Origin of the sequence: Mycobacterium sp. ITM-2016-00317, assembly GCF_002968295.1 — a bacterium.
Lineage (GTDB): Bacteria > Actinomycetota > Actinomycetes > Mycobacteriales > Mycobacteriaceae > Mycobacterium.
In genome coordinates this window covers 379951-392857 of the sequence record NZ_CP134399.1, presented here as the reverse complement: position 1 = coordinate 392857, position 12907 = coordinate 379951, and the positions used below count along the sequence as shown (strand labels likewise).

Annotated in this window: 8 protein-coding genes; 2 read left to right on the top strand and 6 right to left on the bottom strand. The window is 65.5% G+C overall.

What is annotated here, in order from left to right:
* Nucleotides 1-17: 17 nt before the first annotated feature.
* The 4 genes from C6A87_RS01830 to C6A87_RS01815 all read right to left on the bottom strand — a co-directional run bounded on the left by C6A87_RS01830 (nucleotide 18) and on the right by C6A87_RS01815 (nucleotide 7049).
* Nucleotides 18-1514 (bottom strand): aldehyde dehydrogenase family protein, encoded by a 1497-nt coding sequence (locus tag C6A87_RS01830; protein WP_311115711.1) that lies wholly within the window; start codon nucleotides 1512-1514, stop codon nucleotides 18-20.
* A gap of 64 nt (nucleotides 1515-1578) precedes the next feature.
* Complete coding sequence (locus C6A87_RS01825; protein ID WP_311115710.1) at nucleotides 1579-2922, bottom strand: aminotransferase class III-fold pyridoxal phosphate-dependent enzyme; 1344 nt, start codon at nucleotides 2920-2922, stop codon at nucleotides 1579-1581.
* A 182-nt stretch (nucleotides 2923-3104) separates the two neighbouring features.
* Nucleotides 3105-4784 (bottom strand): NAD(P)/FAD-dependent oxidoreductase, encoded by a 1680-nt coding sequence (locus C6A87_RS01820; protein ID WP_311115709.1) that lies wholly within the window; start codon nucleotides 4782-4784, stop codon nucleotides 3105-3107.
* A 141-nt stretch (nucleotides 4785-4925) separates the two neighbouring features.
* Nucleotides 4926-7049 carry an FAD-dependent oxidoreductase gene (locus C6A87_RS01815; protein ID WP_311118151.1) on the bottom strand — a complete coding sequence of 708 codons (2124 nt, stop codon included), beginning with the start codon at nucleotides 7047-7049 and terminating at the stop codon, nucleotides 4926-4928.
* A gap of 384 nt (nucleotides 7050-7433) precedes the next feature.
* Between C6A87_RS01815 and acs the strand changes: the two genes are divergently transcribed.
* On the top strand, nucleotides 7434-9407 hold the full coding sequence (gene acs, locus C6A87_RS01810; protein WP_311115708.1) for an acetate--CoA ligase: 1974 nt from the start codon (nucleotides 7434-7436) through the stop codon (nucleotides 9405-9407).
* A gap of 259 nt (nucleotides 9408-9666) precedes the next feature.
* Here the strand turns inward: acs and C6A87_RS01805 are convergent, their stop codons facing one another.
* Nucleotides 9667-10011, bottom strand: coding sequence for a cupin domain-containing protein (locus C6A87_RS01805; RefSeq protein ID WP_311115707.1), 345 nt, complete (start codon nucleotides 10009-10011; stop codon nucleotides 9667-9669).
* 71 nt (nucleotides 10012-10082) lie between these two features.
* Complete coding sequence (locus tag C6A87_RS01800) at nucleotides 10083-11363, bottom strand: MFS transporter (RefSeq protein WP_311115706.1); 1281 nt, start codon at nucleotides 11361-11363, stop codon at nucleotides 10083-10085.
* A gap of 453 nt (nucleotides 11364-11816) precedes the next feature.
* Here C6A87_RS01800 and C6A87_RS01795 point away from each other — a divergent pair, with 453 nt between their 5' ends.
* Entirely contained in the window at nucleotides 11817-12851 is a 1035-nt protein-coding gene (locus tag C6A87_RS01795; protein ID WP_311115705.1) for an AraC family transcriptional regulator, read from the top strand.
* The last annotated feature ends 56 nt before the right edge of the window (nucleotides 12852-12907 follow it).

Below are 12907 nucleotides of genomic sequence, written 5' to 3'. Positions count from 1 at the left end.
GCAGACGATTCAGATTCTCACAACAGGTTGATGTAGGTCGACTTCAGCTGGGTCCAGTTGTCGAAGGCGTGATGCGAGTAGTCGCGGCCGATACCGGACATCTTGAAGCCCCCGTGCGGCAACGTGACGTCGAAGAGTTCATCACCGTTGACCAACACCGCGCCCGCGCGCAGCTCCCGGGAGATCCGGTGGGCCTTCTTCAAGTCGCCGGTCCACATCTTCGCGGCCAGCCCGTAAGAAGTGTCGTTGGCGATCCGCAGACCCTCTTCGTCATCGGAGAAGGTGATGACCGAGAGCACCGGCCCGAAGATCTCGTCCCGTGCAATCGCCATGTCGTTGGTGACTCCCCGGATGACCGTCGGCTCCACATAGAACCCGCCGGTCTCCTGGCGAACTTGCTTGCCACCGTGGGCGATTGACGCGCCACCGGGCTCAGCGCCGGCGATGAAGCCCATGATCCGCTCCAGCTGCCGGGCCTCGATGATGGCACCCATGGTGGTGGCATCGTCGAAGGGGTCGCCGGGCTGCCAGTCGGCTGCCACCGCACCCAAACGATCGACAACCTCGTCGACGAGAGATTCGTGGATGATCAGCCGCGAACTGGAGTCACACATCTGCCCGGCGTTCCCGAAAATGGACTCCGCGGTTTTCGCGGCAACCAGGTCGAGCATGTCGGCGGCGTCGGCGAGGACCAGCGCCGGCGACTTGCCGCCGAGCTCAAGCGAGACCTTCTTCAGATTGGACTCGGCGGCCGCCTTCATGACCAAGCGGCCCACGCTGGTCGATCCGGTGAAGCCGATCGCGTCGACATCCAGATGTTCGGCGAGGGCCTTTCCTGCCGTGTGGCCCAGTCCGGGAACGACATTGAGCACACCCGCGGGCACGCCCGCCTCCAGCGCCAGTTCTGCCACCCGCAACGCGATCGCCGGCGTCTGCTCGGCGGGCTTGAGGACCACGGAGTTGCCCGAAGCCAGCGCCGGTGCGATCTTCACCGCAGCCATCAGCAATGGGTAGTTCCACGGAATGATGGCGCCGGCGACACCCACGGGGACCCTGGTGATCGTGGCGTGACCGACCTCACCGATGGGCGCGACCTCGTCGTACAGATGGTCGACAGCCTCACCGAACCACTCCAGGACGGTGGCGCTGAAGTCGGTCTCCCACCGGCCGTCCTTGATCGGCTTGCCCATCTCGACAGCCAGCAGCGCGGCGAGTTCCTCGGTGTTGTCGCGGAGGATACGGCCGAACCGTTGCAGCACGAGCTTGCGCTCGCGCGGCGTGCGCCGCCGCCAGTCGCCCAGTTCGAAGCTCTTGCGGGCCGAAGCCACCGCAGCATCGATATCAGCGGCATCACCCGAGGCCACATCGGGCAGCCGGTCGCCGTTGACGGGGCTGATGTTCTCGAACGTGCCGGACGAGCGGGCGTCGACGTAGTCGCCGTCGATGAATGGCCGCGTCAGGCGCTCCAGGCTCGGAACGCGTTCGATGAGTGAGCTTTTGGTGGTTTCCGTCATGTTCTTTCTTTCCGTTTGCCGTATGAAACGTGCTCAGTCGGGGAGGTCGGTCGGCCCTACCGGTCTACGGTCGGGTGACGTCCAGCGCGGCCGCCATGCGCCCGGTGATGGCGTCGACATCCTCGGTGCTCAGCGTCAACGACGGCAGCAACCCGATGGTCTGGTTGTTGCGGTAGGTCCGCACGAAGACCCGCTGCCTGATGAACTCGGCGTGCAGGGCCGCGCCATAGCCCGGATCGACGGTGTCGGCGTCGAGGTCGACTGCGTGCATCATCCCGATACCCCGGACGCTGCTCTTGTCGAGTACAGGGTAAGCATCAGCGAGGGCATGCAGCCGCGTCGAGAGGTACTGCCCGGCCGTGATGCAGTGAGCCAGGACATTCTCGCGTTCGTAGATGTCCAGGGTGGCCAGCGCGGCGGCGCAGGCGGCGGGGTGGCCACCGGCGGTCACGCCGTGGACGAAGGCGTCGTCGCTGGCCGACAAGCGGTCCCGCAGTTCTGCACTGATCGCCACGACCGCCAGCGGGAAGAATCCGGCGGTGATCGCCTTGGACATGGTCAGGATGTCGGGGCGCAGATCCCAGTTCTCCACCGCGAACATTCTTCCGGTGCGACCGAATCCGGTCAGCACCTCGTCACTGATCAGCAGAATGTCGTAGCGATCACAGATCTCGCGGATCTGAGGCCAGTAGTCATCCGGCGGCACGACGATCCCGTTCGGAGTCGAGATCGGCTCGGCCATGAAAGCAGCGACCTTGTCCGCACCGATGCGCAGGATCTCGTCCTCCAGCAGGCGCGCGGCGCCCACGGAGTCGGCCTCCGGCTGATCGATGTGGGAGAAACCTTCCAGCCGGGGCCCGATATTGCGCCACATGGCCGGATCGCCGGTGAGGCTGGCCCCGCCATAGGTGACGCCGTGGTAGCTGTTCCACCGGCCGATGATGTGGATCTTCTCGGGCAGGCCCGCGGCGATGTTCGCGAACCGCGCGATCTTGATCGCGGTGTCCACCGCGTCGGAGCCACCGAGCATGAACACGAACTGATCGAGTCCGGCCGGGGTCACCTCGGCCAGCCGTTCGGCCAGCCGAGCGGCGCCGACATGGCTGCGCCGCTGGTAGAAGTGCGTGCCGAAGGTCAACTCGCGCAGCGCGTCGGCGACCACGTCGGCCAGGTCGGTGCGGCCGTATCCCAGGCTGACGTTGGCCTGGCCGGCGCAGGCGTCGATCCAGTCCTGACCGTCCACATCGGTCAGCGTGATCCCGCGTCCGGACGCGAAAACGGGGCCGGGCGTCCGGTCACCGAACGGACTGAAGCCGTGGATGACGTGCCGCGAATCCGCGGCCATGAGATCCGCAGCGTTCGGGGTGCGGGAGGAGGCCAGAGTGGCATCTATCAGTGGCGAACTCATAGCCCCAGTCTGGTCGACCCGCGTCGCGGCGTCGAAGGGCGAAACGTCGGCAATGCCGACTCGGGGGTCGACACAGTGTCCACATCGACATGTCGTCGACACGGGCTGATCAATCCCCCTGGACAGCGGAATGCCCGCCGGCGTCCGGACGCCGGCGGGCATTGTGGATCGACAGTTGCCGCTCAGAGGGGGACGACGGTGTCCTCATGTTCTACGGCACGATACGTCGACGTTCCGAGCTCCGAGAACGCGAAGCCCGGGTAGCCCTCGCCGGCGATGCGAGTGACCGTATCGACGTACGTCGACCACCCGCCCGCATAGGGAATGAAGACACGGGACCCGTCGTCGTTGACGTGAACCATGTAGTTCTTCACCTCTTTGCGCAGCAGTCCGTCCGCGACACGCTGGGTCTCGATATGCCAGCGTTGCTGTGCCTCGGCGGTCGGTTGCACCGCATCGTAGCCGTGGCTGCTCATATAAGAGATCAGATCCGCCACGTAGTCGACGTGAAACACATTGTGCACGTTGAAGTTCACCAACACCGACGGAGAGCCCGGGCCGGTGAGCACGTACATGTTCGGGAATCCGTGCACCATCAGACCGAGGTGTGCCTGCGGACCCCGAGCCCAGTCCTCGGTCGGTCCCCGACCGTCGGCATTACGGATGTCGATCGCGTCCATCGCACCGCTGAAGGCATCGAATCCGAGCGCCGAGATGATCACATCGACTTCGTAGAACCCATTATCGGTCTGTATGCCCTGCGGCGTGATCCGCGTGATCGACTCTTTCCGCAGGTTGACGAGGTTGACGTTGTCCCGGTTGAACGCTTCGTAATAGCCGTTGCACACCACCAGCCGCCGCGTGCCGATCGGGTAGTCGCGCGGTTCAAGGACATCAGCCAACGCAGGATCCTTGACGGCGTCGCGGATCTTTGCGCGGACGAAGTCGGACACCAACTCTGCGGTCTTCCAATCGGTCCTCTGGTCGGGAAACGTGAAGGTCATCGCCAGGCCACCGAACTTCCACTGGTCTTCCAGCCGCTGACGCTGCTGTTCGGCATCCATCGACGAGGCCGGGACATCGCTCGTAGGCGCCAGGTAGGCCACCCCCGTTCGCATCACCTGATCCCACAGCTCGCCGAGATTCTGGCTGTACTGCCGGTAACGGTCCTGATCCATCGGAGCGTTCTGGGACGGCACCACATAGTTCGGGGTGCGCTGGAACACGTGCAGGGTCTCGACCTGTTCGGCGATCGTCGAGATCACCTGCGCACCCGAAGATCCCGTCCCGATCACGGCGACCCGTTTGCCCGCCAGGTCCACCGGCTCGGTGGGCCACTGCGACGTCTCCAGCCACTGACCGGCGAAGTCCTCGACACCGTCGAAGGGCAACTGACGCCCCTTCGACAGCTGACCCGTGGCCAGCACCACGTGCCGCGCGTACACGGTGGCACCGGTATCTGTGCGCACCCGCCAGCGCTTGACCTCGGGCTGCCAGTGCAGCTCGTCGACCCGGGTGGAGAAGTGGAAGTACCGCCGCAATCCGTAGTGCTCTGCATAGTGCCGCAGATAAGCCAACAGCTCCGACTGCGGCGGGAACCGCTGCGACCACTGCCACTGCCCGTAGATCTCCGGGTCGAAGAAGCAGTAGTAGTACGCCTCGATGTCGACCCGTGCCCCCGGATAGCCGTTGTGCAACCAAACGCCCCCGACGTCGGTGGCGCTGTCGAAACCGACAACACTCAACCCGTCGGCGGCAAGCCGGCGGACGGCATACAGCCCGCCCATGCCTGCGCCGATGACGACTGCGTCGACCTCACGCGTCTCGTCGTACTGCTGCTCACCCAAGGCGTTCGGATCCATGTGGCATTACCTCTCGATGTTGATTGCGGGCGCATCGTGGCTGGCTCCGCTGTGCTTGTTGCGCAACCAATCTCACCCCGTGTAACCAGATCCGGACAGCCCCTGCGTGTCAGCTTTTGTGGCGTCGACCGAGGCGTTTCGTCAACCTCGCTGCAGGCTCAGGATCGGCAGTTCCCTGGCGATGGGACGTTCCCGCAAGTAGGGCAGCGGCATCGACGGGTCCGCGGAATCGATTTCGCGTGCCAACCGGTGCCCATCGAAGACCGACTCCGCGACGATCCGCGGTGCCACGCAGTCCCCGATCCGGTACACGCCGGTGATGCCTTCTGCAGCAAGCTTGTCCGACCCGAAGCCGTCGACGACACCGCGATACAGAGTCGTGTCCGACACCCGTTGCGTCACCAGGACGACCGCGTCCGCCTCGATGAGCTTCGCATCGTCGGCGTCGGCGTAGGCGTAGTGCGCCCACACGCCCTCTGGGGTGACCCTGGTGGGGATCATGGACGCCGCCACGGTGACTCCCTGGGCGTGCAGCTTCTTGCGGAAATGGGTCGCTTCCAGCGTGTAGTCGGTATAGGGCGCGACCTCCCCGAAGTGCGTCAGCACCGTCACCGACTTACCCTCGGCCGAGAGCCGGTCCGCCAGCGCCGCACCGACGTGGTAGCCCTCGGCTTCGATGATCACGACGCGCTCACCGGGCACCGGCTTGTTCTCCACCATGATCTGTTCGGGGGTGAGAACGTAGGGCAGCCCGGCGTCCGCGCCCGGGATCCCGTTGCGCGTAACGGGTCCGAGCCCGCAGTCAGACCAATGGGCCCCGGAGGCGATGACGACCAGGCCGGCGCCGTAGTCGACGACATCCTGTGCGGTCATCCTGGTGTTCGGGATCACCGTGACGTTGTCGAGTTTGTCGAACTGGGTCAGCCGGTAGTCGATGACCCGGCTCCATTCGCGCAGCCCCGGCAGGTCGGCCATCCACTTCAGGTACCCACCGAGTTCGGCATCGGCCTCGACCAGATGCACGTTGCGCATGCCACGCTCACCGAGCACGCGCGCACATTCCATGCCCGCGGGGCCGGCCCCGACGATCAGCACGTCGTTGTCGGCGTTGGCGGCCTTGGAGAATCGCTCCGGATGCCACCCGCGGCGGTACTCCTCCCCGGACGTCGCGTTCTGGGTGCACACGATCGGCGGGCCACCGTGCTCGAACCGCGAGACACAGATGTTGCAGCCGATGCACTCGCGGATGTCTTCGAGCCGGCCTTCCCTGATCTTCGCGGGCAGGAACGGATCGGCGATCGACGGCCGGGCGGCCCCGATGATGTCGAGCACGCCTTCGTTGATGACCCGGGCCATCTCGTTGGGATCGGTGAAACGACCAACGGCGACAACCGGTTTGCGCGTCGCTTGCTTGACCGATTTCACCCAGTCCATCGCACGCGCACTCTTGAAGAATCGTGACGGCGTTGCGTCGTCTCCCCAGTCGCTGCCGCCGATGTGCACGTCCCACAGGTCGACCACGCCGTCACACATCCCGACGAACGGCAGGACGTCGCGTTCGAGGAGCACGCCCTCTTCACCGCGCATGGTATCGGCCGACAACCGCACGGACACCGCGCAATCCGATCCCACAGCGGCCGAGATCTTCTCGACGACTTCCCGCCACATCCGGGTGCGATTGGCCAGCGAACCGCCGTACCCGTCGGTGCGCTTGTTGTAGTGCGGTGACAGGAACTGCTCCAGCAGGCCTTCGTGGCCGCCGTAGATGCAGATGATGTCGAAGCCGGCATCGCGGGCGCGCAACGCCGCGTCCACGTAGAACCCCTGTACCGCCTTGATGTCGGCGAGGTCCATCTCACGGCAGGGCGACATCGGCACCAGGTCGCTGGCGATCTGCGACGGCGCCCGCTGCACCGCCCTGGACTCCATGCTCAGCCCGTGGATGCCGCCGTACCAGAGTTCGATGCCCGCGAGGGCGCCCTGCTCACGCACAGCATCGCTCATGAGCGACAGGTTGGCCGCATCATCGTCGTCCCACAGACGAGCCAGCACCATCGGCATCTGATCGGCCTCTGGGTGGATCGAGCATTCTTCGGTGCATACGGCGCCCCATCCGCCCTCGGCCTTCATTCCGCGGAAGGCGGCCTGCGCACGCGGCCGGACGACGCCAAAACTCGTGCAATGCGGGACCTGATAGAAGCGGTTCGGCAGAACCTTCGGGCCAATTTTAATGGGTTCGAACAAGATCGCGTGCCGCGGATCCATCACCGTGATCACCTTCCTCTGGAAACTCTGTTGTGTCGGCGCAACGCAGCTCTTGTCCCTGATTCCGCCCCCATCGGGGCGGTCTCCGAGGCGAACGCATCCAGCTCGATTCCTCGGCGGCGCCAGACTCCCCGGGGCCGGGCGGTGTGTCCGATCGACCCGACCTAGCGGCGACACTGCCGTGTGGTCACACAGTGCTAGATCTTCGTTCACACGCACACATGCGAAGTGTCAAGTACGCGCAACTCTGCCGTCGACAGTACGTAAAGTACCTGGTCCCGCCCGCGTGACCCGGCCCCCGGTGCGGCATACTCGTGCCGCACCGGCGGCCACCACGTGACGCACGCCACCCATTCCACGACCAGTCCAGAGCGAGGTAGATCGGTGCCCAACGACAACCCCGTGGCAGCGGCAGGCATTCAGCACGCCTATCCCCCGCCGGCTGACTTCGCGGCCAACGCCAAGGCCACCGCGGCGTTGTATGACGAGGCCGACGCCGACCGCCTGGCCTTCTGGGCCGAGCAGGCCAACCGGCTGTCCTGGGACACGCCCTTCGACGAGGTGCTGGACTGGTCGGGCGCGCCGTTCGCGAAGTGGTTCGTCGGCGGGCGGCTCAACGTGGCCTACAACTGCGTGGACCGGCACGTCGAGGCCGGCAACGGCGACCGGGTGGCCATCCACTGGGAGGGCGAACCCGTCGGGGACGCCCGCGACATCACCTACGCCCAGCTCAAGGACGAGGTGAGCCAGGCGGCCAACGCGTTCACCGAGCTCGGCCTCAAGGCCGGCGACCGGGTGGCCATCTACATGCCGATGGTGCCCGAGGCCATCGTGGCGATGCTGGCGTGTGCCCGGCTGGGCGCCATGCACTCGGTCGTGTTCGCCGGGTTCTCCGCGAGTGCGCTCAAGGCGCGCATCGACGACGCGCAGGCCAAGCTCGTCATCACCACCGACGGGCAGTTCCGCCGCGGGTCCGCGGTCTCGCTCAAAACCGGGGTCGACGAGGCCATCGACGGTCTGGGTGACGACAGCCCGGTCGACCACGTGGTCGTGGTGCGCCGCACCGGTATCGACACCCCGTGGACCGAGGGGCGCGACCTGTGGTGGGACGAGGTCGTCCCCCAGGCCTCCACCGAGCACACCCCCGAGGCGTTCGACTCCGAGCATCCGCTGTTCCTGCTCTACACCTCCGGCACCACCGGCAAGCCCAAGGGCATCATGCACACCTCGGGCGGCTACCTGACCCAGGCCGCCTACACCCACTACTACGTCTTCGACCTCAAACCCGAGACCGACGTGTACTGGTGCACCGCCGACATCGGCTGGGTGACCGGCCACACCTACATCGTGTACGGGCCGCTGGCCAACGGCGCCACCCAGGTCGTCTACGAGGGCACCCCGGCCTCGCCCGACGAGCACCGCCACTACCAGACCATCGAAAAGTACGGCGTCACCATCTATTACACCGCGCCGACGCTGGTGCGCACGTTCATGAAGTGGGGCCGCCAAATCGCCGCCGAGCACGACCTGTCGAGCCTGCGGCTGCTCGGCAGCGTGGGCGAGCCGATCAACCCCGAGGCGTGGCGCTGGTACCGCAAGGTGTTCGGCGCCGACAAGATCCCGATCGTGGACACCTGGTGGCAGACCGAGACCGGCGCGATCATGATCTCCCCACTGCCCGGGGTCACCGTGTGCAAGCCCGGTTCGGCGATGCGCGCGCTGCCGGGCATCTCGGCCAAGATCGTCGACGACGACGGCAACGAGCTCGAACCGTCGCCCGATCACGGGGAGCACACCACCGGCTACCTGGTCCTCGACCAGCCGTGGCCGGCGATGCTGCGCGGCATCTGGAACGACCCCGAGCGGTTCACGGAGACCTACTGGGCCCGGTTCGCCAAGCAGGGCTGGTACTTCGCCGGCGACGGCGCACGGTACGGCAGCGACGGCGAGATCTGGGTGCTGGGCCGCATCGACGACGTCATGAACATCTCCGGGCACCGGATCTCCACCGCCGAGGTCGAATCGGCCCTGGTCGGCCATTCCGGGGTGGCCGAGGCCGCCGTGGTCGGCGCCACCGACGAGCACACCGGCCAGGCCATCTGCGCGTTCGTGATCCTCAAGTCCAGCGCCCACGGCGGCGAGAAGGACATGATCGACGAGCTGCGCGCCGAGGTGGCCCGCGAGATCTCCCCGATCGCCAAACCGCGCGAGATCCACGTCGTGCCCGAACTGCCGAAGACCCGCAGCGGCAAGATCATGCGCCGGCTGCTCCGCGACGTCGCCGAGGGCCGCGAGCTCGGCGACACCTCCACGCTGGTCGACCCCAGCGTGTTCGAGGCGATCCGGGCCGGCAAGTAGCAGTCTGACATCATCCATGGTCAGGGCGCCGGCAGGGATGCCACCGGCTCGGTCGGCCCTCCCCACTCGTCGGCACCACAGCGGTGCTGCGCGTTGTTCAACCAGCTACGCAACCAGTTTCGGACAGGTGAGCATACGAGTGGGACAGCGAAGACCTCCGAGTGAAGTCAGTGTGCGTTCCTGATCAGCTCGCACTTCACCCGGAGGTCTTCGTGTTGTCATCTCACCACGCCGTCGCCGACGTCGGTGGTCGGTCCCTCTAGTCGACGTCGGCGGTCGGCACCTTCGCATAGAACTTCCGAAGCGGCTCAACGATCTCCCATTCACCGACGAAGCCGTCCTCCATCAGGAACGAAACTCCCGGCGACAGGTCGACCGAACTACCATCCTCGGACCGCAATACCCCCTTGCCGCTGACGATGTGAATCACCTCGTCGAAACCCTTGGGAGCCGTGGTGAATCGGCCCGGTGTCACCTCCCAGAACCCGGATTTCAGGGTGTCACCGGCTACGCCTTCGGCCAGTCGCGTAGTGGGATGTCCCCCCGTCACCCGTTCCGGCGCGACGGGCTCGAAGGGCGTCCAGTTGAGCTCGAACTTCTGCATGATGCACCTGTCTTTTCAGAGTGGAAACCGCTGTGGGTTCCGCGCTTTCGGTTCGGTCCGGCGCACGAGTGTTACGGCTGTGGCTCGAGATCGTGTCGATCCGTGCTGCGCAGGTCGCCCGCAGCCGGCTGCTCTGGCTGTCCCTTCTTCGTGCTGAACAAGGGTGCTACTGCGCAAAGGATGAATGTCGCGACAGTGAGCGAGTAGAACCCGACGGTGTAGTCGCCGGTGGCGTCCTTGATACTGCCCAGCGCGAGCGGGTAGATGAAGCCACCCACGATGTATCCGGAACCCAACACCAGCCCGTTGGCGGCGCCGACGTACTCCGGCTCGGTGGACTCGACGGCGAGCGCCACGGCCACCGGGAAAGCCAGATAGATGCCCAGGCCGATGATCGGAATGCAGACTGCGACCATCGAGTAGTTCCCGGCGACCAGAGCTACGGCAGTACCTGCCACTCCCAGGCTGCCTGCGAACCCGCCCGCGACCAACACCGGTTTGCGACCAATACGGTCGGAGACGAAGCCTCCCAGTAGCGCGGTGCTGATACCGACTACGGCGAACGAGGATGCAACCAGACCCGCGGTTGACTCCGACCAGCCGGCGCCCTCCACCAGGACGGCAGGCATCCAGGCCGCGAGGAGAGTGAACAGGCCCGTGGTTCCGATGGCGAAAATTGCCGCGATTATCACGCCGCGGCGCATAACCGAGGCAAACAGCCCTGGACGCGGGGACGTCCCGGTCGACACAGCCTCTTCGGCCTGCACGCCGGCTTCCGACCGCACGCCCCCTGGGACGACGAAGAGAACGACCACAAACACCACGACGAGACCGATTGCGCCGGCCACAAGTCCGATACGCCAACCCAACAGGGTCAGCACCGACGCGAAGATGTACAGCGCGAACAACAGCCCTGTTCCATCACCGGTTGCCATGATGCCGAGTGCCCTACCGGTCTCTTTGGACTGCTGAAACCAGTTGACCGCGACGGTGTACGTTCCGACGAAAAGGAATCCGGCTGCGGCGCCGCTGATGACACGAGCAATCATGGCGACCGTGTAACTGTCCGCGTACGCGAACAGCAGTAGACCGATCACCCCACCGGCCAGGCCCCACAGGAGGACGTTCTTGGGCCCCCACTTCGACGTGATCACGCCACCGGAGAGCAGGGCGATTCCGGCAGCAAGTCCCGCCACCGAGGAGAGGGCGCCTGCCTGCGTGTAATTCAACGACAGGTCTTCCATGACGCTGGTGAGCTTGGGCGTCCATCCGAGGAACGGAACGTACGCTGCCAGCAGCACCAGGTAGGCAATGGCGAGTATTGCCCATTTGCTCGGTGACGATCGCGGCACATTAACTCCTTGAAGGGTTGAAGGCACTGGAACGTGCGCCAAAGGTTTTCTGAGCGACGGACATTCGACCGTGCACACGCCCCTGAAGTGTGTTCTCGTGACGGGCGCAGCGCGAGATGGCAATTTGTCATCTGTTCACCCACGTTTGCCTTACGATCTGTCAACGCACCGACTCGAACAGCCACCTGTGGGACTCCGCCACCGAACTTCTCCGAGAAGGCGAGCGCACCGATGCACCGCCCGGGTCCCCCTGCGGCGCACAGGCCGTCACCCCTCGTTGCAAGGCCGTTAACCGCGTAGGCCGCGATCCTGCGCCAGCACTTTGCGGCTGACACATCTGATCGCGGTCAACCTCGCCGCCGGCCTGCGGCTCGCGCCCGGCCAGTCGGCCGCCCAGCACAGCCGTACTTCGCGTGACTTGTCTTTGCGCGACACTGCCCCGACACTGTGCGCATGGCCGTCTTGACCCGGGGTTCGCTGATCTCGCGGGCAGACGAGCTCATCACCGAACTCGGCGGTGACGCCGACGCCCTCCTTAGGGCCCATGGCATAGATCCAGTCGCGGTCGGCGACTTCGATCGCTATGTCCGTTACGACGACGCGGCCGCTGTCCTTGGTCACGCGGCTCGCGAATTGGACTGTCCCGACTTCGGATTGCGCCTGGGCGGTATGCAAAGCATTGCATCGTTGGGACCGCTGAGCGTGATACTCCGTAATGCGGAGACAGTAGGGGAAGCAATCACGCATTTCTGCCGCTTCGTCGGAAACCTGGCGCCGGCCGACACCGCGCGGTTGACCACGTCACCCGGATCTGCCGTCTACTCGTACTCGACGATCCTCCTCAACGACTTCGACCGGCGCCAGATGGTGGAGAAGAACCAGGCACTGGCCATGAACGCCATCACCGTCATGATCGGCCAGCAAGTGCGGCCGATAAAGGTCACGTTCCAGCACGAGCGGCTCGCGCCCCTGGAGTCCTACCTGGACGTGTTCGACTGTCCGGCCGAGTTCGGACAGAGCCAGAACACCATTCACCTGCCGCCGGCACATCTGCGCCGCGTCATCGAGGATCGCGACGAAGCTGCACTCGCGCTGGCCCAGGAGTACCTGGCCCGCGTTCACTCCGGTGTGGCATTGGCTGAGCATGTCCGCGACGTGACGCGGCGTCTGCTCCTGGTCGGCGAGGCTGGTCTCAGCCAGGTGGCTCGAGCGGTGTCGCTGCACGAGCGGACGCTGCAACGCGCCCTCGCCGCCGAGGGCACCACCTTCGAGCAGATTCTCGACCAGGTCCGACGGGCGACAGCCTGGGAGCTCGCCGCCACTGGCTTGCAGGCGGCCCAGATCGCCTCCGCTCTGGGTTACGCCGAGCAGAGCAGCTTCACCCGCGCCTGCCGGCGTTGGTACGGCGAATCGCCGCGGGCACTGCTGAGACGGCGCCGTGGCAGCCGCCCGGAGGATCCGATCCATCCGGAGGGCGCACCAGGCTGACTCCTCTGCTGCGCGGTCACCGGAACGGTCGTTGTCGCCAAATGACAAATCTATGT